The 25,491-nt window shown below is 40.5% G+C and carries 23 protein-coding genes and 1 other RNA gene; 19 read left to right on the top strand and 5 right to left on the bottom strand.

The genetic code is table 11. The features are described from left to right. Nucleotides 1–57: 57 nt before the first annotated feature. Together pbp1a and recU are read right to left on the bottom strand one after the other, a co-directional pair. Nucleotides 58–2,205, bottom strand: a complete 2,148-nt coding sequence (gene pbp1a, locus QM859_RS05135) for a penicillin-binding protein PBP1A (protein WP_414262344.1) — start codon at nucleotides 2,203–2,205, stop codon at nucleotides 58–60. Continuing rightward, nucleotides 2,202–2,798, bottom strand: a complete 597-nt coding sequence (gene recU / locus QM859_RS05130; protein ID WP_006150093.1) for a Holliday junction resolvase RecU — start codon at nucleotides 2,796–2,798, stop codon at nucleotides 2,202–2,204. Before recU ends, pbp1a begins: the two co-directional genes overlap by 4 nt. Before the next feature lie 67 nt (nucleotides 2,799–2,865). On the opposite strand from recU, the gene QM859_RS05125 reads away from it, so the two are divergent. The 16 genes from QM859_RS05125 (at nucleotide 2,866) to tig (ending at nucleotide 17,939) form a co-directional block, all read left to right on the top strand. Next, on the top strand, nucleotides 2,866–3,393 hold the full coding sequence (locus tag QM859_RS05125) for an SLOG family protein (protein WP_414262343.1): 528 nt from the start codon (nucleotides 2,866–2,868) through the stop codon (nucleotides 3,391–3,393). A gap of 69 nt (nucleotides 3,394–3,462) precedes the next feature. Continuing rightward, complete coding sequence (gpsB, locus tag QM859_RS05120; protein ID WP_414262342.1) at nucleotides 3,463–3,798, top strand: cell division regulator GpsB; 336 nt, start codon at nucleotides 3,463–3,465, stop codon at nucleotides 3,796–3,798. A gap of 18 nt (nucleotides 3,799–3,816) precedes the next feature. Then, nucleotides 3,817–4,198, top strand: an RNA gene (rnpB, locus tag QM859_RS05115) — RNase P RNA component class B. A gap of 82 nt (nucleotides 4,199–4,280) precedes the next feature. Then, entirely contained in the window at nucleotides 4,281–5,459 is a 1,179-nt protein-coding gene (locus tag QM859_RS05110) for a THUMP domain-containing class I SAM-dependent RNA methyltransferase (protein WP_414262341.1), read from the top strand. Continuing rightward, nucleotides 5,452–6,906, top strand: a complete 1,455-nt coding sequence (gene mapZ, locus QM859_RS05105; protein WP_414262340.1) for a cell division site-positioning protein MapZ — start codon at nucleotides 5,452–5,454, stop codon at nucleotides 6,904–6,906. Before QM859_RS05110 ends, mapZ begins: the two co-directional genes overlap by 8 nt. Before the next feature lie 76 nt (nucleotides 6,907–6,982). After that, nucleotides 6,983–8,407, top strand: a complete 1,425-nt coding sequence (gndA, locus tag QM859_RS05100) for an NADP-dependent phosphogluconate dehydrogenase (protein WP_223333586.1) — start codon at nucleotides 6,983–6,985, stop codon at nucleotides 8,405–8,407. 11 nt (nucleotides 8,408–8,418) lie between these two features. Next, nucleotides 8,419–9,108, top strand: coding sequence for a response regulator transcription factor (locus tag QM859_RS05095; RefSeq protein WP_006147978.1), 690 nt, complete (start codon nucleotides 8,419–8,421; stop codon nucleotides 9,106–9,108). 94 nt (nucleotides 9,109–9,202) lie between these two features. Beyond that, nucleotides 9,203–10,198 (top strand): choline-binding protein CbpF, encoded by a 996-nt coding sequence (cbpF, locus tag QM859_RS05090; protein WP_414262339.1) that lies wholly within the window; start codon nucleotides 9,203–9,205, stop codon nucleotides 10,196–10,198. A 122-nt stretch (nucleotides 10,199–10,320) separates the two neighbouring features. Next, on the top strand, nucleotides 10,321–11,199 hold the full coding sequence (mvk, locus tag QM859_RS05085; RefSeq protein ID WP_414262338.1) for a mevalonate kinase: 879 nt from the start codon (nucleotides 10,321–10,323) through the stop codon (nucleotides 11,197–11,199). After that, a complete protein-coding gene (mvaD, locus tag QM859_RS05080; RefSeq protein ID WP_414262337.1) occupies nucleotides 11,181–12,134 on the top strand; it encodes a diphosphomevalonate decarboxylase in 954 nt (317 codons plus the stop codon). Before mvk ends, mvaD begins: the two co-directional genes overlap by 19 nt. After that, on the top strand, nucleotides 12,121–13,134 hold the full coding sequence (locus QM859_RS05075) for a phosphomevalonate kinase (protein WP_414262336.1): 1,014 nt from the start codon (nucleotides 12,121–12,123) through the stop codon (nucleotides 13,132–13,134). The genes mvaD and QM859_RS05075 overlap by 14 nt, the downstream gene beginning before the upstream one ends. Then, nucleotides 13,112–14,113: a type 2 isopentenyl-diphosphate Delta-isomerase gene (gene fni / locus QM859_RS05070; RefSeq protein WP_414262335.1), complete on the top strand. Its 1,002-nt coding sequence runs from the start codon at nucleotides 13,112–13,114 to the stop codon at nucleotides 14,111–14,113. The genes QM859_RS05075 and fni overlap by 23 nt, the downstream gene beginning before the upstream one ends. Before the next feature lie 94 nt (nucleotides 14,114–14,207). Further along, nucleotides 14,208–14,906, top strand: a complete 699-nt coding sequence (liaF, locus tag QM859_RS05065; protein WP_414262334.1) for a cell wall-active antibiotics response protein LiaF — start codon at nucleotides 14,208–14,210, stop codon at nucleotides 14,904–14,906. Beyond that, entirely contained in the window at nucleotides 14,903–15,892 is a 990-nt protein-coding gene (locus tag QM859_RS05060) for an envelope stress sensor histidine kinase LiaS (RefSeq protein ID WP_414262333.1), read from the top strand. Before liaF ends, QM859_RS05060 begins: the two co-directional genes overlap by 4 nt. A gap of 18 nt (nucleotides 15,893–15,910) precedes the next feature. Beyond that, nucleotides 15,911–16,543: a response regulator transcription factor gene (locus QM859_RS05055; RefSeq protein WP_414262332.1), complete on the top strand. Its 633-nt coding sequence runs from the start codon at nucleotides 15,911–15,913 to the stop codon at nucleotides 16,541–16,543. Nucleotides 16,544–16,655: 112 nt separating this feature from the next. Next, the gene (gene tig / locus QM859_RS05050; protein ID WP_142558127.1) at nucleotides 16,656–17,939 is read left to right on the top strand and encodes a trigger factor; all 1,284 of its coding nucleotides are present in this window, start codon (nucleotides 16,656–16,658) and stop codon (nucleotides 17,937–17,939) included. A 45-nt stretch (nucleotides 17,940–17,984) separates the two neighbouring features. Here the strand turns inward: tig and recD2 are convergent, their stop codons facing one another. The 3 genes from recD2 to rnhC form a co-directional block, all read right to left on the bottom strand. Further along, nucleotides 17,985–20,351, bottom strand: a complete 2,367-nt coding sequence (gene recD2 / locus QM859_RS05045) for an SF1B family DNA helicase RecD2 (RefSeq protein ID WP_414262331.1) — start codon at nucleotides 20,349–20,351, stop codon at nucleotides 17,985–17,987. A gap of 88 nt (nucleotides 20,352–20,439) precedes the next feature. After that, complete coding sequence (gene lepB, locus QM859_RS05040) at nucleotides 20,440–21,054, bottom strand: signal peptidase I (RefSeq protein ID WP_414262330.1); 615 nt, start codon at nucleotides 21,052–21,054, stop codon at nucleotides 20,440–20,442. Between the two features lie 3 nt (nucleotides 21,055–21,057). Beyond that, nucleotides 21,058–21,939 (bottom strand): ribonuclease HIII, encoded by an 882-nt coding sequence (gene rnhC / locus QM859_RS05035; protein ID WP_074324395.1) that lies wholly within the window; start codon nucleotides 21,937–21,939, stop codon nucleotides 21,058–21,060. 86 nt (nucleotides 21,940–22,025) lie between these two features. On the opposite strand from rnhC, the gene zapA reads away from it, so the two are divergent. The 3 genes from zapA (at nucleotide 22,026) to QM859_RS05020 (ending at nucleotide 25,319) form a co-directional block, all read left to right on the top strand. Continuing rightward, complete coding sequence (gene zapA / locus QM859_RS05030) at nucleotides 22,026–22,328, top strand: cell division protein ZapA (protein WP_004252047.1); 303 nt, start codon at nucleotides 22,026–22,028, stop codon at nucleotides 22,326–22,328. Next, a complete protein-coding gene (locus tag QM859_RS05025) occupies nucleotides 22,325–22,873 on the top strand; it encodes a CvpA family protein (RefSeq protein WP_074324396.1) in 549 nt (182 codons plus the stop codon). The genes zapA and QM859_RS05025 overlap by 4 nt, the downstream gene beginning before the upstream one ends. Nucleotides 22,874–22,982: 109 nt before the next feature. Continuing rightward, nucleotides 22,983–25,319: an endonuclease MutS2 gene (locus QM859_RS05020; protein ID WP_074324397.1), complete on the top strand. Its 2,337-nt coding sequence runs from the start codon at nucleotides 22,983–22,985 to the stop codon at nucleotides 25,317–25,319. Nucleotides 25,320–25,491 lie beyond the last annotated feature (172 nt).

The following is a 25,491-nucleotide window of genomic DNA, read 5'->3' as shown; positions in this document are numbered from 1 at the left end:
AACTCCACTTTTTCATTAATAAAAGACCTAGGAAGATGTTTCCCAGGTCTTTTTTGATTATTGTTGCCTTTGAGAGTTTTGATTTTGTCGAGGGGTCTGTTGAGGATTTTGATTAGTATTTGGTGTCGAAGGGGTTTGGGTGGTGTTAGAGTCAGTAGTCTCAGTGACAGAGGTTTGACTTTCAGTTGTTACGTTTGAAACTTCTGTAATAGGTTGTTGGGGAGTTTGGGTTATCCAATTATTTCGTGCACCATCCTTAAAGACGTAATCTCCACTTCTATAAAGTCCTTCTGGCATTGTCCAGTCACCAGGGGAATCATCTTCTGAGAGATAGGATATCATAGAACGGTAGATCTTTGCAGCAACTCTGAAACCATCTCCTGTGATAGGAGTAAGGCGATTAGAGTAACCTGTCCAAACAGCCATAGAATACTTACGGGTATATCCTACAAAATTTTCATCAGGTGCGACATAATCGTATCTCTTAATGTAATTTTCAATTTCATCATCTGTATAGTTTGATGTACCTGTCTTACCTGCTTGTGGGAGCCAAGATATATAAGCGTCTCGACCTGCACCAGAGTATAATACTGTTTTCATCATTTCTGTCATCATATAGGCGGTTGTTTCTTTCATAGCACGAGTACCTTGATCAGAAAACTCTTTTGAACTACCGTCGCTAAAGACAATTTTATTGATATACATTGGTTTGTGATAGATACCACCGTTAGCAAATGCAGCATAGGCGGCAGCCATTTTTTCACTACTTGCACCGTACTGTTTACCTGATTCAGTCGTATTACTTGAAATTGCGTTTGCATATACCATGGTTGGATAATCAATGCCAAGTCCGTTTAAGAATTTTTTGGCTTTATCGAGTCCAACTCTATCGAGAGTTTCAACTGCTGGTACGTTACGAGATTGTTGGATAGCAGTTTGAAGAGTGATGTTACCATAATAGCCACGATCCCAGTTGTAGACTGGAGTGCTGGTGCCTGGGAAGTTATATGGTACATCCTTGAGCATGTAGGCAGTAGAGTCATAAATGTCATACTCTAATGCGGGGGCATAGTCTGTGATTGGTTTCATGGTAGAACCCCAGTCACGGTTGGTTTCAACGGCTTGGTTAATACCAAAAGATACGTTGCTGGCTTGGTGGCGAGAGCCGAGTTGAGCAATAACCTTACCATTTGATACATCAATAATAGTAGAAGCTGCTTGGATTTCATCATCTGGATAGTTTACATATTCATCCGTGTTGTATACATCCCAAAGTCGTTTTTGAACGTCTTGGTCTACGTTAGTGTAGACATCCATTCCAGTAGTTAAAAGGTTGTAGCCTGTCTCTGTTTCAACTTGTTCAATCACTTCTTTGAGGTAATTGTCTAAGTATGGAGGGTAGGAGTTGCTTCCTTTAAGACTTTGTAAACCATCAGTGATAGGTGTGTTTATAGCCGTTTCATATTGCTCAGCTGTTAAATAACCTTGCTTTTGCATCTCTGATAGGACTAGATTACGACGTTCTGTTGCTTCTTCTGGATGGGAATAAGGATCGTATTGGTTAGGTGCCTGTGGCATTCCGGCTAGAAGAGCAAGTTGTGGAATAGAAAGGTCTTTTAAATCTTTACCATAGTAATTTTGAGCAGCAGTCTGCATCCCATAGTTACCATTTGACATGTATACTTTATTGATGTAATATGTCAAAATTTCCTGCTTGGTCGCAGTTCTTTCTAACTGAATAGCTAGCCAAGCTTCTTGGGCCTTACGTGAGATTGTTTGGTCTGACGAAGAAGTTGAAAAGTAAGTTAATTTTATCAACTGTTGCGTCAAGGTTGAACCACCTTGGAGTCCACCTCTACTAGTTAAGTTTCGCAGGAAAGCTCCAGCTATTCGAATGCTATCGATTCCTCTATGGTTAAAAAAACGGTGATCCTCGATAGAGACAATTGCATTGACCAATTCAATTGGAACTTCATTGCTTTGAGCATTGACACGACGCTCGGCTCCTAAGTCAGCGATCAATTCGTTTTTACTGTCGTAAATTTTACTTGAAGTTGTTGCGACAAGTTTGCTTTCAGAAAGTTCTGGTGCTTTAGATACATAGTAGAAGAAGACACTTCCACCAATCAATATTGCAGCAATAAAGGCTGCTAAAAATCCAATTCCTAGATATTTAGCAATGCGCCAAATAAGTTGTTTGTTCATATTGTTTTACCACCTAGTAAATGTTGTTTGACTATATCGAGATAAGGTATTTGAGGGAAGGCTTGTTGTTCAATCACATAACCATGCTCTCGAATATAATCAAGCGGCATTGATTTTTTCCCCATATCCTGTTGATAAAAACGGATAAGGTCAATCGCCGGTAATAAATATGTTTCCTGATAAGAAGAAAAATGGATTAGGACGAAGCAAATTCCCTTTTGTTCAAGAACCTGTTCCATATGCTGTATCTGATGAGAATGGAAGTTCTTCATCGGGAAAGCATTTTTTTGTCTGGTTTCCTTTGCTTCGAAATCTATGTAAAATCCTTCATAAACACCCGAGTAGTCAGTAGTTGAAGCTTGTCTAAAATAGGCTTCGACAATTTTAGCGCGACTCCGTTGAGGGTAGTCGACCCGAACAATCTGAACTGGGGTTGGCTTTTTGTGAATGACTGCTATTCCATGTGATAGATAGTAGTCATTGGTAGCATTAATCATCTTTTCAAAGCTCATACCTCGATTTGCGAAATTTTTAGTTTGAGGTAGAGAAGTTTTGCTTGGTTTAGATGAAAGTTTATGTGGATAGTTGACCATAGTCCTCCTTATTGGTACAATAACATCACTCTATTATACCACAAAGGTTTTCAGAAAGGGTGAAAAAATGCATACAGCCTTGGTTTTGGGATACTCAGCTTTTGATTTGGGAGTGTTTAATGAAAAGGACATTCGCTTAAAAATTATCAAAAAAGCCATTCGAAGAGATTTGGAAAGATTGGCTGAGGAAGGGTTGCAATGGCTAGTGTTTACAGGTTCTCTTGGTTTTGAACATTGGGTTTTAGAAGTCGCCAAGGAAATGAAAGATGACTATGGATTCCAACTAGCGACTATTTTTGATTTTGAAACACATGGCTCGAATTGGAATGAAGCAAATCAGATCAAATTGAGTGATTTTAAACAAGTCGATTTTATCAAGTATGCCTATCCGGCTTATGAGCATAAGGGTCAATTGAGAGATTACAAGATTTTTTTACTTGAAAATACAGATGGGGCCTATCTTTTTTATGATCAAGAAAACGAAACAAAACTGAGATTTTTTTACGAACTGATGAAAAAGAAAGACAACTATATTACAAAAAGATTAACATTTGAGGATTTAAACGAAATAGCCGAAAATTTTTCCGAAAATTGAGGCTTTGACCTTGCTTTTTGTTTGCCTTTTTTTATATAATAATACTAGTAACTGAGAATGGAGAGAGACATGGCAAGTATTATTTTTACAGCAAAGGATATTTTTGAGCAGGATTTCGGAAGAGAGGTACGTGGATACAGTAAAGCAGAGGTAGATGAATTCTTAGATGACGTTATCAAGGATTATGAAACCTATGCAGCGTTGGTTAAATCATTGCGCTTGGAAGTCGCAGAATTGAAAGAACAATTGGCGAACAAACCTCAAGTGGAACCTGTATCTGTAACATCTGAGCATGCTGAGCTTGGAAGTACGACTTCTATGACTAACTTTGATATCTTGAAACGCTTGAATCGTCTTGAAAAAGAAGTATTTGGAAAACAAATCGTAGAAAATTCTGATTTCTAAGAATCATACAGTTGTGCAATTTTTGGATAATCGCGTGGAGAGTTTATCTTTTCATGAGGAAAGTCCATGCTAGCACAGGCTGTGATGCCTGTAGTGTTTGTGCTAGGCGAAACCATAAGCCTAGGGACGAGAAATCGTTACGGCGAGTGAATAGACTAAGTTTTCGGATATGTTTTAGTAGCTCTGAAAGTGCCACAGTGACGAAGTCTCTCTGGAAACAGAGAGAGTGGAACGCGGTAAACCCCTCAAGCTAGCAACCCAAATTTTGGTCGGGGCATGGAGTGCGCGGAAACGAACGTAGTACTCTGACTGCTAGCAGCTTCTAGCTGTTAGTGGTAGACAGATGATTATCGAAAGAAGTGGTCCTAGTCACTTCTGGAACAAAACATGGCTTATAGAAAATTGCATATAGGTTGGGGCTGAGAAATTTTCTCAACCTCATTTTTTAAAGGTGAACAAGAGAAAGGTCTTTAAAGACTGACATGAAACAAACATTTAATTTAATCGCGACTGCTGCAGCAGGCTTAGAGGCTGTTGTAGGTCGGGAAGTGCGTGCACTTGGCTATGATTGTCAAGTTGAGAATGGTCGCGTTCGCTTTGAAGGAGATGTAAAGGCAATTATTGAAACCAATTTGTGGCTACGAGCTGCAGATAGGATTAAGATTGTTGTTGGAACTTTTCCCGCAAAAACATTTGAAGAACTTTTTCAAGGAGTTTTTGCCTTAGATTGGGAAAACTATTTACCACTTGGAGCGCGTTTTCCAATTTCAAAGGCTAAGTGTGTCAAATCAAAACTTCATAATGAACCTAGTGTTCAAGCTATTTCTAAAAAGGCAGTTGTCAAGAAATTGCAGAAACATTATGCTCGACCAGAAGGCGTTCCCTTGATGGAAAATGGCCCAGAGTTTAAAATAGAGGTTTCAATTCTTAAAGATGTAGCTACGGTCATGATTGACACAAGTGGTTCTAGTCTTTTCAAACGAGGTTATCGTACTGAAAAAGGTGGCGCTCCTATTAAAGAGAACATGGCAGCAGCAATTCTGCAATTATCAAACTGGTATCCAGATAAACCTTTGATTGATCCGACCTGTGGTTCAGGAACCTTCTGTATTGAGGCAGCTATGATTGCTCGTAATATGGCACCAGGCTTACGCCGTTCCTTTGCTTTCGAAGAATGGAATTGGGTTAGTGATCGTTTGATTCAGGAGATTCGTACGGAAGCTAGCAAGAAGATTAATCGTGAGATTGAGCTAGACATCATGGGCTGTGATATCGATGGCCGCATGGTGGAAATTGCTAAGGCAAATGCTCAGGTTGCGGGGGTTTCTAAGGATATCCACTTTAAGCAGATGCGCGTGCAGGATTTGCGAACAGATAAGATTAATGGAGTTATTATTTCGAATCCACCATATGGGGAACGCTTATCAGATGACGCAGGGGTAACCAAGCTCTATGCTGAGATGGGAGACGTATTTGCTCCACTCAAAACCTGGAGTAAGTTTATCCTGACCAGTGATGAAGCTTTTGAAAGTAAATATGGTAGTCAGGCAGATAAAAAACGAAAACTCTATAACGGTACTTTGAAAGTTGATTTATATCAATATTTTGGTCAACGAGTGAAAAGACAAGATGTCAAAGTAGAAAGGAATGCAAATGAGTAAGAAAAGACGCGATCGCCATCACAAGGATGAGCAAGAATCTAAATTTGAATTTGAAGAGGCTAAAGATTTAACGGTTGGTCAGGCTATTCGTAAGAACGAAGAGATTGAAGCAGGTGTGACTCCAGATGATACCATCTTAGATAAATATATCAAGCAACACCGTGAAGAAATCGAAGCAGACAAATTTGAAAATTTACAAACGAAAAAAGAGGAGTCTACTCAAAGCTTGGATGATATGATCCAAGAAGTGAGAGAAACTACTGAACAAGAAAATGTGTTAAGTCCGGAAGAGGAAGCGATTGCTCTTGTAGTAGCCACAGATACAACTGAAATCGTTGCCCAAGAAGCCGAAGAAGAGGAAACGAGAGTTCTCGAGCAACCTTTTAAGGATGAATTGGAAGCTGTGGAAATGGCTGAGGTTGATAACTCCGAAGTTGCAGTGGTTTATGAGGAAGTGGTTTATGAGAGAAATGAAGAACAACTTCAACCCTTGTCTCGTTCTGCTCAAGCAGATGATGAACCACAAAATAAAAAGAAATGGGCAATTTTGTCAGCTATTATTTTAGGTTTCCTCTTAATTTTTGGAGGTGGCTATTACGTTTATCGTCAGATTACGCGTTCTTCTCAAGAGCTTCAAACGAAGGCGGCAGATTCAGGTTTGGTAAGTAATCAGTCAGTCTATGAACAATTTAATACGCTCTACGACACGTTTTATACTGATGAAAACAAAACGGCTCTTAAAAATAGCCAGTTTAGTCAACTAAATCAATTGAAAGAACTTCTAGATAAACTAGAAGGAGCGAGAGAACACACTTTAGCCAAATCAAAATATGATAGTTTAGAAACCCAAATAAAGGCTATCCAAGAAGTGAACTCTCAATTTGAAACTCCAGCTATTACAGATGGTGTCTTGGATACAAATGCAAAAATCAAAGCGGATGCTAAATTCACGGAAATCAAGACTGGTAATACAGAAATTGATAAACTGCTTGATAAAGCAATCAGCCTTGGTAAGAGTCAATTAGCAAGTACAACAACGGCTTCGACAACAGTAGCGAGCCAGGAATCGTCAAGCCCAACAACAGAAAGCAGTCCATCTACTTCAACAAGTGATACTGCGGCATCTACTAATAGTGGCTTGTCAAGCGAAGGTGTTAATTTGCAAAGAAGTGCTAGCCGAGTACCGTATAATCAATCTGCTGTAAACGATAGTAGTAATCCTGCCTGGACCTTTGCAGATGGTGTTCTTGAACAGATCCTTGAGACATCCCGTGCGCGTGGATATATCACTGGAAACCAATATATCTTGGAACGTGTAAATATTGTGAATGGCAATGGATATTACAATCTTTACAAACCAGATGGAACTTATCTCTTCACTCTAAACTGTAAGACAGGATACTTTGTTGGGAATGGTTCTGGCCATGCGGATGATTTAGACTACTAGTCAAATTGTTATAAAATTCTTTCTTTTCACAGATAAACGTGATAAAATAAAACTTATTAAATAAGAGGAGTGTCACATGACAAAAGCAAACTTTGGTGTTGTTGGTATGGCCGTAATGGGTCGTAACCTTGCCCTTAATATTGAATCTCGTGGATACACAGTTGCTATCTATAACCGTAGTAAAGAAAAAACAGAAGATGTTGTTGCTTGCCATCCTGAAAAGAACTTTGTGCCAAGCTATGATATTGAAAGCTTCGTAAACTCAATTGAAAAACCACGTCGTATCATGCTCATGGTTCAAGCAGGACCTGGTACAGACGCAACCATTCAAGCCCTTCTTCCACACTTGGATAAAGGCGATATCTTGATTGACGGAGGAAACACGTTCTACAAAGATACTATCCGTCGTAACGAAGAATTGGCGAACTCTGGTATCAACTTCATTGGTACAGGTGTTTCTGGTGGTGAAAAAGGTGCCCTTGAAGGTCCTTCTATCATGCCTGGTGGACAAAAAGAAGCTTATGAATTGGTAGCAGATGTTCTTGAAGAGATCTCTGCAAAAGCACCAGAAGATGGTAAACCATGTGTGACTTACATCGGTCCTGATGGAGCTGGTCACTATGTGAAAATGGTCCACAATGGTATCGAGTACGGTGATATGCAATTGATTGCAGAAAGCTATGACTTGATGCAACACTTGCTTGGCCTTTCAGCTCAAGATATGGCTGAAATCTTTACTGAGTGGAACAAAGGCGAATTAGATAGCTACTTGATCGAAATCACTGCGGATATCCTTGGACGCGAAGACGACGAAGGTCAAGATGGTCCAATCGTTGACTATATCCTTGATGCTGCAGGAAACAAAGGAACTGGTAAATGGACGAGCCAATCAGCTCTTGACCTTGGTGTGCCATTGTCACTGATTACTGAGTCAGTATTTGCGCGCTACATCTCTACTTACAAAGAAGAACGTGTTCATGCTAGCAAGGTGCTTCCAAAACCAGCTGCTTTCAAATTTGAAGGAGACAAGGCTGAGTTGATCGAAAAGATCCGCCAAGCCCTTTACTTCTCAAAAATCATCTCTTACGCACAAGGTTTTGCGCAATTGCGTGTAGCTTCTAAAGAAAATAACTGGAACTTGCCATTTGCAGATATCGCATCTATCTGGCGCGATGGATGTATCATCCGTTCTCGTTTCTTGCAAAAGATTACAGATGCTTACAACCGTGATGCAGACCTTGCTAACCTTCTTTTGGATGAGTACTTCTTGGATGTAACAGCTAAGTACCAACAATCAGTTCGTGATATCGTAGCTCTTGCTGTTCAAGCAGGTGTACCAGTACCAACCTTCTCAGCTGCCATCACTTACTTTGATAGCTACCGTTCAGCTGACCTTCCAGCAAACTTGATCCAAGCACAACGTGATTACTTTGGTGCCCACACATACCAACGTAAAGACAAAGAAGGAACATTCCACTACTCTTGGTATGACGAAAAATAAGTAGGTCAGCCATGGGGAAACGGATTTTATTACTTGAGAAAGAAAGAAATCTAGCTCATTTTTTAAGTCTGGAACTCCAAAAAGAGCAATACCGAGTTGATCAGGTAGAAGAGGGTCAAAAAGCCCTCTCCATGGCTCTTCAGACTGACTATGACTTGATTTTACTGAATGCTCATCTAGGGGATATGACAGCCCAGGGTTTTGCAGAACAGTTGAGTCGGACTAAGCCAGCTTCGGTTATTATAGTCTTGGACCATCGAGAAGAATTGCAAGACCAACTTGAAACAATCCAGCGTTTCGCTGTTTCATATATATACAAGCCAGTCATTATTGATGATTTGGTGGCTCGTATTGCAGCAATTTTCCGAGGTCGGGATTTTATCGACCAACACTGTAGTCAAATGAAGGTTCCGACATCCTATCGCAATCTGCGTATGGACGTAGAACATCATACTGTCTATCGTGGTGAGGAAATGATTGCCCTCACACGTCGTGAATATGACCTTTTGGCTACCCTTATGGGAAGCAAGAAAGTTTTAACTCGAGAGCAGTTGCTGGAAAGTGTTTGGAAGTATGAAAGTGCGACCGAAACCAATATCGTGGATGTTTATATCCGTTATCTACGTAGCAAACTTGACGTAAAAGGTCAAAAAAGTTACATTAAAACCGTGCGTGGTGTGGGTTACACCATGCAAGAATAGAAAAGCAGTTACCTTGTGTAACTGCTTTTTTTGAAATCATTATATATTGACATATAGTTTAGTCTTTGCTACAATCATTTTGGAGGAAGCAAGAATGAAATTTTTGAAAAACATGATGCAAATCGCATTAGCAGTCTTTTTCTTTGGTTTGCTAGCGACAAGTGCAGTGTTTGCGGATGATGCTGATTCGGAAGGCTGGCAATTTGTCCAAGAAAATGGTAGAACCTACTACAAGAAGGGGGAACTCAAAGAAACCTACTGGCGAGTGATTGATGGTAAGTACTATTATTTTGATCCTTTATCTGGAGAGATGGTTGTCGGCTGGCAATATATACCTGCTCCACACGAAGGGGTTACGATTGGTTCTTCTATAAGGCAAGATGTTGCTTTTAGACCAGATTGGTTCTACTTTGGTCAAGATGGGGTACTACAAGAATTTGTTGGTAAGCAAGTTTTAGAAGCAAAAACTGCTACAAATACCAACAAACATCATGGGGAACAATATGATAGTCCAGCAGAGAAACGAGTCTACTATTTTGAAGACCAAAGAAGTTATCACACCTTAAAAACCGGTTGGGTTCATGATGAGGGGCACTGGTATTATTTACAGAAGGATGGTGGCTTTGATTCTCGCATCAACAGATTGACTGTTGGGGAGCTCGCACGTGGCTGGATAAACGATGATTCGATTTGGTACTATCTAGATCCAACAACTGCTACAATACAAACTGGTTGGCAATATCTTGGTAACAAGTGGTACTATCTTCGTTCATCAGGAGCTATGGCAACTGGTTGGTACCAAGAAGGTTCCACTTGGTATTATCTTGATGCTGAAAATGGGGATATGAAGACAGGTTGGGCTTCTATCAGTGGATATTGGTATTATCTCCGTTCATCAGGAGCTATGGCGACAGGCTGGCTTCAAGATGGCTCAACTTGGTATTATCTCAATGAAAGCAATGGGGATATGAAGACAGGCTGGTTCCAAGTCAATGGGAAATGGTACTACGCCTATAGTTCAGGTGCCCTAGCTGTGAATACTGCAGTAGGTGGCTACTACGTCAACTATAATGGTGAATGGGTACAGTAATGAAAACAAGCGATTGTGAAGGAAACAATCGCTTTTTTTGTGAAAATATAATAAAATAGAAAGGAATAAAGTTCTAAAATTTTATCTAGAAACAGACGCTTTTCGTCTGATAGTAGGATTAAATGACAAAAGAAGTTGGTGTCGGTCAGGCACATAGTAAAATTATTTTAATAGGAGAGCATGCAGTCGTTTACGGCTATCCAGCTATCTCCTTGCCTCTTTTAGAGGTTGAAGTGACTTGTCGGGTGGTTCCAGCAACGACACCATGGCGTCTTTTTGAAGAGGACACCTTGTCCATGGCAGTTTATGCTTCTCTCGAGTATCTGAATATCACAGATGCATACATCCGTTGCCAAATTGACTCTGCTATTCCAGAAAAACGTGGAATGGGTTCTTCGGCAGCCATTAGCATTGCGGCTATTCGCGCTGTATTTGATTATTACCAAGAAAAACTACCGCGAGATGTGTTAGAAATTCTGGTCAATCGCGCTGAGATGATTGCCCATATGAATCCTAGTGGATTGGATGCCAAGACCTGTCTTAGTGACCAGCCTATTCGTTTTATCAAGAATGTTGGTTTTGAAGAACTAGCCATGGACTTGTCGGCTTATCTGGTCATTGCAGATACAGGAGTCTATGGACATACTCGTGAAGCTATCCAAGTTGTTGAGAGCAAGGGTAAGGAAGCTTTACCTTTCTTGTATGCACTTGGAGAGTTGACCCAGCAAGCAGAAGAAGCAATAAAGGCAAGAGATGCCGTGATGCTGGGAGAGATTTTAACAAAAGCACATGGAAATCTAAAAGAAATAGGAGTTAGTAGCCTTGAGGCTGATGCCTTGGTTGAAACTGCTCTTCAACATGGAGCTTTAGGTGCTAAGATGAGTGGTGGTGGTTTAGGTGGCTGTATCATAGCCTTAGTAGCCGACTATCACCAAGCTCAAGATTTAGCTGAAAGATTAGAAGAGAAAGGAGCTGTTCAGACATGGATCGAAAGCCTGTAACAGTACGTTCCTATGCCAATATTGCTATTATTAAATATTGGGGAAAGAAAGCAGAAAAAGAGATGGTTCCTGCGACTAGCAGTATCTCTCTGACTTTAGAAAATATGTATACGGAGACGACACTTTCTCCTTTACCAGCAGATGCAAAGGCGGATGCCTTTTACATCAATGGTCAGTTGCAAAACGAAGCTGAGCATGCCAAGATGCGTAAAATCATTGACCGCTACCGTCCTGAAGGAGCAGGGTTTGTTCGCATCGATACGAAGAACAATATGCCAACAGCAGCAGGCCTTTCTTCAAGTTCCAGTGGTTTATCTGCCTTGGTCAAAGCTTGTAACGCCTATTTCCAACTTGGGCTGAATCGCAGAGAATTGGCCTTGGAAGCTAAGTTTGCATCGGGTTCTTCATCTCGTAGTTTTTATGGCCCCTTGGCAGCCTGGGACAAGGATAGTGGAGAGATTTATCCTGTCGAAACTGACTTGAAACTAGCTATGATTATGTTGGTCTTAGAAGACCAGAAAAAATCAATTTCCAGTCGAGATGGGATGAAGCTGTGTGTGGAGACTTCGACAACTTTTGATGAGTGGATTCGTCAATCTGAACAAGATTACAAGGATATGTTAGTCTACCTCAAGGAAAATGACTTTAAGAAAGTTGGAGAATTGACAGAGAAGAACGCCTTGGCTATGCATGCTACGACAAAAACAGCCACTCCATCCTTCTCTTATCTGACAGATGCTAGTTACGAGGCAATGGATTTTGTTCGTCAGCTTAGAGAACAAGGAGAATCTTGCTACTTTACCATGGACGCAGGACCTAATGTAAAGGTTCTTTGTTTAGAAAAAGACTTGGAACACTTATCAGAACTTTTAAGTCAACGCTATCGCTTAATCGTTTCAAAAACAAAGGATTTGAGCCAAGATGACGATTGTTAAAACTTGTGGGAAGCTCTATTGGGCTGGTGAGTATGCCATTTTAGAGCCAGGTCAATTAGCCTTAATCAAGGCTATTCCCATCTATATGACGGCTGAGATTAAAGCCTCTAATGATTATCGACTCTACTCAGATATGTTTTCCTATAGTGTAGACTTGCGACCGGATTCTTCTTATGCCTTGATTCAAGAAACAGTTGCCTTGGTGGAGGAGTATCTAACTACCCAAGGAGTTGAACTGCAGCCTTTTTCTTTAGACATTCGTGGGAAAATGGAACGCGAGGGGAAGAAATTTGGCCTAGGTTCTAGTGGCAGTGTGGTTGTTTTGGTCATCAAGGCTATGCTTGCTTTTTATGAAAGACCAGCCGAAATAGACCTTTTGTTTAAACTGGCGAGTGCTGTACTTCTTAAACGTGGGGACAATGGCTCCATGGGGGACATTGCCTGTATCGTATCAGAAGACCTAGTCCTCTATCAGTCATTTGACCGTGAGAAAGTGTCACAATGGCTAGAAAAGGAAGAACTGCAGGCTGTATTAACACGTGACTGGGGCTTTTCTATTAGGAGTGTTGAACCAGCTTTGAAATTTGATTTTCTGGTTGGTTGGACCAAGGAAGTGGCTGTATCTAGTCACATGGTTAAGCAAATCAAGGATAATATGAACGCTAGCTTTTTACAGGCTTCAAAAAAAACAGTAGCTAACTTGGTGAAGGCTTTGGAGGTAGGTCAAGAAGAAACCGTTATAGACTTAATAGAACAAGCCAGCCAACTTTTAGAAGGCTTGAGTTCAGATATTTACACACCTTTGCTCAGGCAATTAAAAAATGCCAGCAAAGACTTGAAAGCTGTCGCTAAAAGTAGTGGTGCTGGTGGTGGAGACTGTGGGATAGCACTTAGCTTTGACCGAGATTCGACCACATTACTGAAAAAACGCTGGGCTGATCTAGGAATTGAGCTCTTGTATCAAGAAAGGATGGAACATGACGACAAATCGGAAGGATGAACACATCCGCTATGCCCTTGAACAAAACAGTTCTTATAATAGTTTTGATGAAGTTGAACTAATTCATTCTTCGCTCCCCTTATATGACTTAGATGAAATTGATCTTTCGACAGAATTTGCAGGTCGAAAGTGGGACTTTCCTTTTTATATAAATGCTATGACAGGTGGAAGCGATAAGGGGAGAGAAATCAATCAAAAGCTGGCTCAGGTGGCAGATGCTTGTGGGATTTTATTTGTGACGGGCTCATACAGCGCTGCACTCAAGGATCCTTCAGATGATTCTTTTTCAGTCAAAACTAGTTACCCTGACCTCCTTCTTGGAACCAATATTGGCTTAGACAAACCTGTAGAACTAGGATTACAAACAGTAAAAGAGATGAATCCCCTTCTATTACAAGTTCATGTTAATGTCATGCAGGAATTGCTCATGCCAGAGGGTGAACGTCAATTTAGATTATGGCAGCATAATCTGAAAGATTATGCTGAGCAAATCTCTGTGCCACTCGTTTTAAAAGAAGTCGGCTTTGGTATGGATGTGAAAACCATTGCTAAGGCTTATGAGATGGGAATACGAACCGTTGATTTGTCTGGTCGTGGGGGAACGAGCTTTGCCTATATCGAAAACCGTCGCAGTGGACAGCGTGACTACCTAAATGACTGGGGTCAATCGACCATGCAAGCTCTTCTGAATGCCCAAGACTGGAAAGACAAGATGGAACTTTTGGTTAGTGGAGGAGTTCGCAATCCACTAGATATCATCAAATGCTTGGTGTTTGGAGCCAAGGCAGTTGGTCTATCACGCACTATGTTAGAGCTGGTTGAAAATTACTCTGTTGATGTCGTTATTTCCATTATTGAAAGCTGGAAAGAAGACCTGCGCTTGATTATGTGTGCCCTTAATTGTAAAAAAATTGAGGATTTGCAAGAGGTCGACTATCTCCTTTATGGAAAATTAAAAGAAGCAAAAGATCAACTATAAGGAGATCGGGATTTTAGTCCCGGTCTCTTTATCATTCCTCAGACTGATGTGACTTTTGGGATTTGTGATACAATTAAATGGAGAGGACGGATACATGAGAAAATTCCAAATTTTTCTATTTATTGAAGCTTGTTTATTAACAGGAGCTCTGATTATGATGGTATCAGAGCATTTTTCCCGTTTTCTACTGATATTGCTCTTGTTTTTACTGCTGATTCGATATTATACTGGAAAACAGGGAAACAATTTTATTTTAGTAGCAGTGAGCATCCTATTTTTCTTTATCATCATGCTCAATCCCTTTGTCATTTTAGCCATCTTTGTTGCCTTGATATACAGCCTGTTGCTACTTTACCCTATGATGAACCAGGAAAGAGAAGATACCAATCTGGTTTTTGAAGAAGTTGTGACGGTAAAGAGGGAGAAAAATCGCTGGTTTGGAAATCTCCACCATTTTTCAAGTTATCAGACTTGTCGTTTTGATGATATCAATCTCTTTCGCCTTATGGGGAAGGATACCATTCATCTAGAGCACGTGATTTTGAGCAATCATGATAATGTCATCATCTTGAGAAAACTGGTTGGTACGACTAGAATTATCGTACCAGTGGATGTTGAAGTCAGTCTAAGCGTCAATTCTCTGTACGGAGATTTAACCTTTTTTGACCAGCCTAAACGTGCTTTGCGTAATGAGCAATTTCATCAAGAAACCAGAGATTATCTCAAGAGTCCCAAGAGTGTTAAGATTCTTTTGACAACGATGGTTGGAGATGTTGAGGTGGTGAGAGGATGAAAAAACAACCCTATATTTTAATTGGTCTCACCTCATTTCTCTTTGTTGTTTTTCTATTTCGAAGCATTTTTAAGGTCTTAGATTTGGAATGGACTTCTCTTTTCCAAGATTTAGAAAAGACAGAAAAAATCCTATTTTTGGCTTTGATGTTTAGTCTTGCTCTAGCCTTTTTATTAGTCCTATTTTGGATAATGGTTGACGAGATTTCGCGTAGAAAAATCCAAGCTAATCTTAAGAATCTGCTGGCTGGTAAAGATATTAAAAGTCTAGGGGATGACGACTTAGACGCAAGTTTTAAAAACTTATCAGGCAAGCTCGGTTTGTTGACAGAGGCCATTCAAAAAGCTGATAACCAGGTATTGCTTAAAGAAGAACAGATTATTGAAAAGGAGCGCAAGCGAATAGCACGTGACTTGCATGATACAGTTAGTCAGGAAATTTTTGCTGCCCATATGATTTTATCGGGACTCAGTCAACAAGCTTCCAGATTAGACAAAGAGAAGATGCAGACACAACTCCAGAGTGTGACAGCTATTTTGGAGACAGCCCAAAGAGATTTGCGTATTCTGCTTTTACATTTGCGACCGATAGAACTGGAACAAAAGAGTCTAGTTGAGGGGATTCAGTTGCTTCTTAAAGAATTGGAAGAAAAAAGTGAACTCAAAGTTAGCTTTAAATATGAGATAGACGAATTACCTAAAAAAATTGAGGAACATATCTTTCGTATCGTCCAAGAATTGATTAGTAATACTCTCCGTCATGCCCAAGCTTCTTGTCTAGATGTTTATCTTTATCAAACGGAAACAGGCTTGCAGTTAAAGGTAGTAGACAACGGCCGTGGTTTTCAGTTAGATGATGTTGATGAACTAAGTTATGGACTACGCAATATCAAAGAACGAGTGGAAGATATGGCAGGGAGCATACAACTATTAACAGCACCAAAGCAGGGTTTGGCAGTGGATATTCGGATCCCCTTGCTTGATTGATTAAAAAAAGGAAATAAAATGAAACTATTATTAGTAGATGACCACCAAATGGTGCGTCTTGGTTTAAAAAGTTATTTTGAACTACAAGAAGATGTAGAGGTTGTTGGAGAAGCAACTAATGGAGCCGAAGGGATTTCCATGGCCTTGGAGCTTCGTCCAGATGTGATCGTCATGGATATTGTTATGCCTGAAGTCAACGGAATTGACGCAACTCTAGCTATTCTCAAAGAATGGCCGGAGGCTAAAATTTTGATTGTGACTTCTTATCTAGACAATGAAAAAATCATGCCAGTCTTAAATGCTGGGGCTAGGGGTTATATGCTCAAGACATCAAGTGCCGATGAATTGTTCCATGCTGTTCAAAAGGTGGCAGCTGGAGAGCTAGCGATCGAACAAGAGGTGAGTAAGAAAGTAGAATACCACCGCAATCATATGGAACTTCACGAAGAATTAACTGCGCGAGAACGCGATGTCCTTCAACTGATTGCTAAGGGCTATGAAAATCAGCGCATTGCAGATGAGCTCTTTATCTCCCTTAAGACAGTCAAGACCCATGTCTCCAATATTCTAGCCAAACTTGAGGTCAGTGATCGTACCCAGGCAGCAGTTTATGCTTTCCAACATCATCTGGTGGCTTCTGATGAATTTTAGGGAACATAGGATGTAACTGAAGCATGGACGAAAAGCGCATCCATTACTTGAAAAAGTTCGCTACTATGTGGTATAATGGACTGTATTAAAAATTTTAAGGAGAAATGACAGAATGTCTGTATCATTTGAAAACAAAGAAACAAACCGTGGTGTCTTGACTTTCACTATCTCTCAAGACCAAATCAAACCAGAATTGGACCGTGTATTTAACTCAGTAAAGAAAACTCTTAACGTTCCAGGTTTCCGTAAAGGTCACCTTCCACGTCCTATCTTCGACCAAAAATTTGGTGAAGAAGCACTTTACCAAGATGCAATGAACGCTCTTTTACCAGACGCTTATGAAGCAGCTGTTAAAGAAGCTGGTCTTGAAGTAGTTGCTCAACCAAAAATCGACGTAACTTCTATGGAAAAAGGTCAAGATTGGGTTATCACTGCTGAAGTTGTTACAAAACCTGAAGTAAAATTGGGTGAATACAAAAACCTTGAAGTATCAGTTGATGTAGATAAAGAAGTAACTGACGCTGATGTTGAAGAGCGTATCGAACGTGAACGCAACAACTTGGCTGAATTGGTGATCAAAGAAGGTGCTGCTGAAAACGGCGACACTGTTGTTATTGACTTTGTTGGTTCTATCGACGGTGTTGAATTTGACGGCGGAAAAGGTGAAAACTTCTCACTTGGACTTGGTTCAGGTCAATTCATCCCTGGATTTGAAGACCAATTGGTTGGACATTCAGCTGGTGAAACTGTTGACGTTATCGTAACATTCCCAGAAGACTACCAAGCAGAAGACCTTGCAGGTAAAGAAGCTAAATTCGTAACAACTATCCACGAAGTTAAAGCTAAAGAAGTTCCAGCTCTTGACGATGAGCTTGCAAAAGATATCGACGAAGAAGTTGAAACTCTTGACGAATTGAAAGAAAAATATCGTAAAGAATTGGCAGCTGCTAAAGAAGAAGCATATAAAGATGCTGTAGAAGGTGCTGCAATCGATAAAGCTGTTGAAAATGCTGAAATCGTAGAACTTCCAGAAGAAATGATCCACGAAGAAGTTCACCGCTCAGTAAATGAGTTCCTTGGAAACTTGCAACGTCAAGGTATCAACCCTGACATGTACTTCCAAATTACTGGAACTACTCAAGAAGACCTTCACAAACAATATGAAGCAGAAGCTGAGTCACGCACTAAGACTAATCTTGTTATCGAAGCAGTTGCTAAAGCTGAAGGATTTGACGCTACTGAAGAAGAAATCCAAAAAGAAATTGAGCAATTAGCTGCAGATTACAACATGGAAGTTGCCCAAGTACAAAGCTTGCTTTCAGCAGATATGTTGAAACACGATATCACAATCAAGAAAGCTGTTGAATTGATCACAAGCACTGCAACAGTAAAATAATCTGAAAAGATAAAAAACCACCGGATTCGGTGGTTTTTTGGTGCTTTATTTTCCGAAAAACTCATCAAGGTCATCTTGGCTAATCCCAATCATGGCTGGGATACTAGTCCAGTTATCTTCAGTTAGGATGTATGGTTGATGAGGATCAATCTGGTTTTCTGTTTCAAGAATTGGCTCATTTAGTTCCTCAGAGCTTTCAGTTAAGTCGCTGAAACGTTCAATCAGATAGGTTTTTCGAGCTGTCCCTATATGTTTAGTCGCATAATCAAAGGCTTGAAGTTCACCGAGTAGAATGAGTTTGCTTTTAGCCCGAGTAATAGCAGTGTAGATGAGATTACGCTCTAACATACGCTTGCTCGCACTGGTGATGGGAAGGATAACAACTGGAAACTCACTTCCCTGCGACTTATGGATACTCATGGCGTAGGCAAGACGAATCTTATACCATTCGTTGCGTGGATAGACGACTTCGTTCCCATCAAAGTCAATCATCATTTCATCTTGTTTGGATTCGGTGTATTTAGCAGGAATGAGGTCCGTGATGTAGCCTAGGTCTCCGTTAAAAACGTTGACTTCTGCATCGTTGACCAGATGAATGACCTTATCTCCCGTGCGATACTGAAACTGGCTTGCTTCAAAACTAATCTGTCCCTTTTGAAGAGGATTGAGCAGTTCTTGCATGAGTTGATTGATGGCATCGATTCCTGCTGTTCCACGATACATAGGAGCCAGAACTTGAATGTCTCGAGCAGGGATGCCACTTCTAATGGCAGCGTCTAGGATTTTTTCAATAGTAGCTGGGATATGATTACTAGAGATTTCAAAGTAGGAACGGTCTGCTTTTTTCTGAGTGAAATCTGCAGGTAAAATTCCCTGACGAATCTGACTCGCAAGTGTGACAATGGTTGATTCTTCGCTCTGGCGGTAGATTCGTTCCAAGCGTGTTTGCGGAATACTTGGAATCTGGAGCAAATCAGCTAGAACTTGACCTGGGCTAACCGAAGGCAACTGATCACTATCTCCTACGATGAGAATTTTACTAGTAGAGGAAATATTTGAGAAGAGTTGATTGGCTAGCCAAGTATCTACCATTGAGAACTCATCTACGATGATAAAATCAGCATCTAGATAATCTTCTAAATGGCTAGTGTCGTCATCTCCAGTCATACCCAAGTGGCGGTGAATGGTTGCACTTGGCAAGTCTGTTAGCTCATTCATGCGACGAGCCGCACGACCAGTTGGAGCAGCAAGGAGAATCGGTAGATTACTTTTATTTCGAAGGTCCAGTCCTTCTAATAGAGCATAGACGGCAATAATCCCATTGATAACAGTGGTTTTTCCAGTACCAGGTCCGCCGGTCAGGATAAAGACCTTGTTTTGGATAGCATCGCAGATTGCCTGTTTTTGAATGGCATCGTATTGGATGCCTAATTCTTCCTCAACAATTGCGATCTGCTCCTGGATGATTTCTGTTTCTTGTTTATCGGTTTCTTCTTTTTCAAGGATACGAATGAGGTGATTGTGAATCCCTTCTTCTGCAAAAAAGAGACTGTTATCAAAGATTTTAGTGTCAACCTGTTGGACTTTTTCTTCTTCAATGAGATTGGACAATTCTTGAGCAAGTTGACTTGGTTCCAGTTCTACAGGACGTGAGGATTCCAGTAGATTTAGAGTCTTTTCTAATAAGTCTCTAGCTTCAACATAAGTATCCCCACTTTCCATACAAGCGTTTAAAAGGCTATGAATGAGTCCTGCTCGGAAACGTTCAGGTGCCTGGCTTTCAATGCCCAATTCTTGCGCCAATTGGTCAGCGATGGTAAAACCCAATCCCTTGATATCTTCTACCAACTGGTAAGGATAATTTTCAACGATATCAATAGTTTCCTCTTTGTAGGTATCCTGAATTTGAATAGCTAATTTATTAGGAATGCCATAGTTGGCAAGCTTGGCCAAGATCATTTCAGTCCCGTAGTTGAGACGGAGTGAAGATACAAAGGCCTCACGACTTTTAGAAGACAGCCCTGAGATAGTCTCAAGTTTTTCAGGATGTTCCAGAATTTCATCGATAGTATTTTCCCCATAGAGTTCCACAATCTTTTGGGCAGTTTTGAGACCAATCCCTTTGAAATGGCTACTTGAGAAATACTTGACTAAACCCTTACTAGTTGGTTTTGCTCTTTCGTAACGGGAAATCTGCAGTTGTTCTCCGTATTTGGAGTGTTGGACAATCTGCCCCCAGAAAGTGTATTCTTCTCCCTCGATAACATCAGCCATGGTCCCTGTAACAATGATCTCGAAATCATCAAAGTCCTCAGCATTGGTATCCTCTATATCTAAAAGGAGAATACGGTAAAAGTTGCTGACATTTTCAAAAATAATACGTTCAATCGTACCTGTAAAATAGACTTCCATATAATTCCTTTACATTCCTGAATGAAATCTATCATTCAGAATAGAATGAGAAGAGGCTGAGATTAGTATTCTCGGCCTCTTAGTGATATTAGACTGTTCCAATACGTTTGAGTGGCCAAAAACGGAATTTTGCCTCTCCAATGATATCTTTTGCTTTAAAAGTACCAACATGTCGGCTATCACTAGATACCAGACGGTCATCACCAAGTAGGAGGTATTGCCCCTCTGGAACAGTGAAGGTGAAGCTAGTGTTGTAATTTACATCTAACGTGAAAGCTTGAGCTTTTTCAGCAAGATTTCTGAAATACTCGCCTTTTTTTCCATCCCAACCTTCTCCAGTATAGGTAGATTGGAGTTTATCCTCTTTAAATCGTTTGAGGTATTCTGCCAAATATGGTTCATCAGTTTCTTGACCATTGATATAAAGTTTGTCGTTTTCAAAACGTACGGTATCACCCGGTGTACCGACAACACGCTTAACGATATCCTTGTTTCCGTCGTCCTCATGGGCAACTACGATATCGAAGCGATTGATAGGGAGGTGTTTGACAACAAAGAGGATTTCTCCATCAGCTAGAGTAGGGTCCATAGAGTGTCCTTCTACACGCACATTACTCCAAAGAAAGATACGACTAAGCCCTACTAGTGCGATAAGTAGGAAGATAATTCCCCATTCTTTTAAAAAATTTATAATGTATTTCATAATTTACCTTTCTAGCATTTTTTTTGCTTTTTCAGTATTTTTAAAGTGTAGTTTGGCGCAGAAATTGAGTCCCTGCATACCGTAAGCTTGAAGAACTTGGCTAGCTATCTTGTCGGAAGCCGTTCCAGCCCCACTTGGAAGTTGAAAACCAAGTTCTCGGCCTAGATTTTCAAGATTTTCTAGGAAGAGATCACGCGCAATAATGGAGCTAACTGCAACAGCCAAGTACTTGCCCTCAGCTTTTTCCTCTAGCGTGACTGGATTAGGAAAATGATTGGCTTCATTTTTTAGATACTTTTCATAGTTCTGTGAGTTTGTAAAGGCGTCAATAACAATTTTTTCAGGCTCAACTCCCTTTTGAAGGAGGAGAAAGATTGCTTGATTGTGAAGAGCTACCTTAACAGAAACAGCGTTGTAGCGTTCACCAATGACTTCGTTATATTTACTTGGCGAAAGAAGGAGTGCTTGATGCTGAATCTTCTCCTTAAGAATGGGAGCAATCTGACGAATCTTTTGGTCAGTTAGTGTTTTAGAATCTCCAACCCCAAGTTTTCGTAACAAGTCATGCTGATCAGGAGTTACAAATGACGCCACTACAGCCAGACCACCGAAGTAGGAACCATTTCCGACTTCATCTGTTCCAATTAAGGGGAAATTTTGCCCGCTAACTACTTGTGCTACCTGATAACCAAAAAAGCTAGCATAGCTTTCAGCAGCTTCCCCTTGCAAGAGGACTTTCCCAGATGTATAGACGGAAACACTGGCTTGAGGAAGTTTTAAAAAGTAGCGAATATAAGGATTTTTACTAGGAGTGAGTGCATGTTCATGCTTTTGAACAAAAGTCTGAATTTCCTTTTCACTCGGAGTTAATGTGATACTTGCCATAGTCTCTATTGTACCATAAAAGCGCTAGAATTGGTAAAAACTGACAAACTAAGTGAAATTTGGTATAATATCTTGAGGTGAATTTTATGGCAAATTTAAATCGATTCAAGTTTACATTTGGGAAAAAAACATTAACGCTGACAACTGAACATGACAATCTTTTCATGGAGGAGATTGCTAAAGTTGCGACGGAAAAGTATGAAGCAATCAAAGAACAAATGCCTGGAGCTGATGATGAGACAGTAGCTATCCTTTTAGCAGTTAACTGCTTGTCAACACAGCTCAGCCGTGAGATCGAGTTTGATGATAAGGAGCAAGAGTTAGAATCACTCCGTTATAAGGTGGTTGCGGCTAAACAAGAGCAGAGTAAGATTGAGGATTCCCTATGATTTCCATTCTACTCTTATTAATCCTTGCTTGGAGCTTTTATATTGGCTACCGCAGAGGAATTATTTTACAAGCATATTATCTTGTAGCAACGATTGTCTCAGCTTATTTTGCAAGCAAATATTACCTAGCTTTAGGACAGAAGTTCAATTTATTAATCCCTTATGCTAATCCGCAGGAAGGACAGGGAACTTTCTTTTTCCCACCCGATCAACTTTTCCAACTAGATAAGGTTTTTTATGCAGGTGTCGGCTTCCTCTTAGCCTTTACGATTTTTTACTGCATTGGCCGTTTGTTTGGTCTTTTTCTAAACCTAGTACCAAGTGAGATACTTGATGGGAAATACTACCGTATCGGTGCGGGTGTGCTATCAATCGGTGTGACCTTGTTTGTCCTCCAGATGATGCTAACGATTCTCGCGACTGTGCCATTACAAATTGTTCAAAATTCACTTGAAAATAGCTTTGTAGCTAGACATATCATCCAAAGCATTCCATTCACAACTAATTTTATTAAACAGCTTTGGGTTACTAAAATAATCGGTTAAAAAGGGCGGGAACTATTCCTAGCCTTTTGTTTACAATTTCGAAAAGTAAGAGATTGATTTAAAGAGTTGAAAATAAGAAAAGCCATAACTTTTATACTAAGGAAATAAGATGAATACAAAAATACTAGAAACGTTAGAATTTAACAAGATCAAGGCTTTATTTGAACCTCGTCTTTTGACGGAACAAGGACTAGAACAGTTAAAAGAGCTAGTCCCAACAGATAAAGCTGATAAAATTAGACAGGCCTTTGCAGAGATGAAGGAGATGCAAGAACTCTTTGTTGAGCATCCTCATTTCAGCATTTCGGCAACAAAAGATATTGCGGCTACCTGCAAACGTTTGGAGATGGGTGCTGATCTCAACATAGAGGAATTTCTCCTTCTTAAACGTGTCATATTTGCCAGCCGTGAACTAAAAAATTTCTATGATAATCTTGAAAATGTACGCTTGGACCACTTGGCAAATTGGTTTGAGAAACTTCATGATTTTCCACATCTGCAGGGAAATCTCCAAGCCATCAATGAAGCTGGATTTATTGAGAATTTTGCTAGTGAAGAACTAGCTCGAATCCGCCGTAAAATCCATGATAGTGAGAGCCAAGTCCGTGACGTCTTGCAAGAACTTCTCAAACAAAAGGCTCAGATGTTGACTGAAGGTATCATCGCTAGTAGAAATGGTCGCCAGGTTCTTCCTGTCAAAAACACCTATCGTAATAAGATTGCCGGTGTGGTTCATGATATTTCTGCCAGCGGGAACACTGTCTATATCGAACCGCGTGAAGTAGTCAAGCTGAGCGAAGAAATCGCCAGTCTTCGTGCAGATGAACGCTATGAGATGATGCGTATCCTTCAAGAGCTTTCTGAGCGTGTACGACCACATGCAGCTGAAATCGCAAATGATGCCTGGATTATTGGATATTTGGACTTGATTCGGGCTAAGGTTCGCTTTATCCAAGAGACAGGAGCAGTAGTGCCACAAGTCTCTGAAGGACAGGAGATTCAACTCCTCCATGTTCGCCATCCCTTGGTGCAAAATGCTGTTGCTAATGATGTACACTTTGGTAAGGATTTAACAGCCATCGTCATTACTGGTCCCAATACAGGTGGTAAGACCATTATGCTCAAAACCTTAGGTTTGACGCAATTGATGGCCCAGTCAGGTTTGCCGATTTTGGCTGATAAGGGAAGTCGTGTGGGGATTTTCGAGGAGGTCTTTGCGGATATCGGAGACGAACAATCCATCGAACAAAGTCTTTCAACTTTCTCTAGTCACATGACTAATATCGTTGATATTCTCGGTAAGGTTAACCAAAACTCGCTCTTGTTACTAGATGAGCTTGGAGCAGGAACAGACCCCCAAGAAGGTGCAGCCCTTGCCATGTCTATCCTAGAAGACTTGCGTTTACGTCAGGTCAAGACTATGGCAACCACTCACTATCCTGAACTCAAGGCCTATGGGATTGAAACGGCTTATGTTCAGAATGCCAGCATGGAGTTTGATACAGCTAGCTTGCGCCCGACCTATCGCTTTATGCAAGGCGTACCTGGTCGAAGCAACGCCTTTGAGATTGCTAAACGTCTCGGCTTGTCAGATGTCATCGTAGGTGACGCTAGCAAGCAGATTAATCAAGACAATGATGTCAATCGCATTATTGAGCAGTTGGAAGAGCAGACGCTTGAAAGCCGTAAACGCCTTGAAAATATTCGCCAAGTTGAGCAAGAAAACCTCAAGATGAACCGTGCGCTTAAAAAACTCTACAACGAGCTCAATCGTGAAAAGGAAACAGAACTCAATAAGGCGCGTGAGCAAGCTGCGGAGATTGTTGACTTAGCTCTGGCAGAAAGTGATGATATTCTAAAAAATCTTCACAGCAAATCACAACTAAAACCACATGAAATTATCGAAGCCAAGGCCAAACTCAAGAAGTTAGCACCTGAAAAAGTTGATCTTTCTAAAAATAAGGTTCTCCAAAAGGCTAAGAAAAAACGAGCTCCAAAAGTTGGGGATGATATCATCGTTTTAAGCTATGGTCAACGAGGTACCTTGACCAATCAACTCAAGGATGGTCGCTGGGAAGCTCAAGTTGGCTTGATTAAGATGACGCTTGAAGAAAAAGAGTTTGACTTGGTTCAGGCTCAGCAAGAAGCACCAGTCAAGAAGAAACAAGTGAACGTTGTCAAACGGGCAGGTGGTAAAGGTCCACAGGCTCGACTAGACCTTCGTGGCAAACGTTATGAGGAAGCTATGGAAGCCTTGGATGCCTTTATCGACCAAGCCCTGCTCAACAACATGGCTCAAGTGGACATCATCCATGGTATCGGTACAGGAGTCATCCGTGAAGGGGTAACCAAATATCTCCAAAGAAACAAGCAAGTCAAGAGCTTTGGCTATGCGCCACAAAATGCAGGTGGTTCTGGAGCGACTATCGTTACCTTTAAAGGCTAACTAAGCTATAGAATGAAATGTCAAAAGAGTACCTATCAAGTGATAGGTACTTTTTTGATGAATTTATTTTAATCATTATTGTTAGTGAGTATTTTAAAAGGGGACAATCGTTTTATAGCCAAAAAAATTGATGAAGGCTTGTCTAGCTGAGCTTTATTTATGCTATACTGAT

It is taken from the genome of Streptococcus infantis (assembly GCF_047463175.1).
GTDB lineage: Bacteria > Bacillota > Bacilli > Lactobacillales > Streptococcaceae > Streptococcus > Streptococcus infantis_AC.
The sequence above is the reverse complement of the archived record's forward strand: the minus strand, read 5'-3'. Positions and strand labels throughout refer to the sequence as shown.

Excerpts from the sequence above, each read along its gene's own strand:
- QM859_RS05110 (WP_414262341.1), top strand. The coding sequence starts at position 4,281 with ATGAAACAAACATTTAATTTAATCGCGACTGCTGCAGCAGGCTTAGAG.
- zapA (WP_004252047.1), top strand. The coding sequence starts at position 22,026 with ATGGCAAATTTAAATCGATTCAAGTTTACATTTGGGAAAAAAACATTA.
- QM859_RS05125 (WP_414262343.1), top strand. The coding sequence starts at position 2,866 with ATGCATACAGCCTTGGTTTTGGGATACTCAGCTTTTGATTTGGGAGTG.
- gpsB (WP_414262342.1), top strand. The coding sequence starts at position 3,463 with ATGGCAAGTATTATTTTTACAGCAAAGGATATTTTTGAGCAGGATTTC.
- rnhC (WP_074324395.1), bottom strand. The coding sequence starts at position 21,939 with ATGGCAAGTATCACATTAACTCCGAGTGAAAAGGAAATTCAGACTTTT.
- mvk (WP_414262338.1), top strand. The coding sequence starts at position 10,321 with ATGACAAAAGAAGTTGGTGTCGGTCAGGCACATAGTAAAATTATTTTA.
- QM859_RS05075 (WP_414262336.1), top strand. The coding sequence starts at position 12,121 with ATGACGATTGTTAAAACTTGTGGGAAGCTCTATTGGGCTGGTGAGTAT.
- recD2 (WP_414262331.1), bottom strand. The coding sequence starts at position 20,351 with ATGGAAGTCTATTTTACAGGTACGATTGAACGTATTATTTTTGAAAAT.
- mvaD (WP_414262337.1), top strand. The coding sequence starts at position 11,181 with ATGGATCGAAAGCCTGTAACAGTACGTTCCTATGCCAATATTGCTATT.
- gndA (WP_223333586.1), top strand. The coding sequence starts at position 6,983 with ATGACAAAAGCAAACTTTGGTGTTGTTGGTATGGCCGTAATGGGTCGT.
- lepB (WP_414262330.1), bottom strand. The coding sequence starts at position 21,054 with ATGAAATACATTATAAATTTTTTAAAAGAATGGGGAATTATCTTCCTA.
- cbpF (WP_414262339.1), top strand. The coding sequence starts at position 9,203 with ATGAAATTTTTGAAAAACATGATGCAAATCGCATTAGCAGTCTTTTTC.
- QM859_RS05095 (WP_006147978.1), top strand. The coding sequence starts at position 8,419 with ATGGGGAAACGGATTTTATTACTTGAGAAAGAAAGAAATCTAGCTCAT.
- pbp1a (WP_414262344.1), bottom strand. The coding sequence starts at position 2,205 with ATGAACAAACAACTTATTTGGCGCATTGCTAAATATCTAGGAATTGGA.
- recU (WP_006150093.1), bottom strand. The coding sequence starts at position 2,798 with ATGGTCAACTATCCACATAAACTTTCATCTAAACCAAGCAAAACTTCT.
- tig (WP_142558127.1), top strand. The coding sequence starts at position 16,656 with ATGTCTGTATCATTTGAAAACAAAGAAACAAACCGTGGTGTCTTGACT.
- fni (WP_414262335.1), top strand. The coding sequence starts at position 13,112 with ATGACGACAAATCGGAAGGATGAACACATCCGCTATGCCCTTGAACAA.
- QM859_RS05025 (WP_074324396.1), top strand. The coding sequence starts at position 22,325 with ATGATTTCCATTCTACTCTTATTAATCCTTGCTTGGAGCTTTTATATT.
- QM859_RS05020 (WP_074324397.1), top strand. The coding sequence starts at position 22,983 with ATGAATACAAAAATACTAGAAACGTTAGAATTTAACAAGATCAAGGCT.
- mapZ (WP_414262340.1), top strand. The coding sequence starts at position 5,452 with ATGAGTAAGAAAAGACGCGATCGCCATCACAAGGATGAGCAAGAATCT.
- liaF (WP_414262334.1), top strand. The coding sequence starts at position 14,208 with ATGAGAAAATTCCAAATTTTTCTATTTATTGAAGCTTGTTTATTAACA.
- QM859_RS05055 (WP_414262332.1), top strand. The coding sequence starts at position 15,911 with ATGAAACTATTATTAGTAGATGACCACCAAATGGTGCGTCTTGGTTTA.
- QM859_RS05060 (WP_414262333.1), top strand. The coding sequence starts at position 14,903 with ATGAAAAAACAACCCTATATTTTAATTGGTCTCACCTCATTTCTCTTT.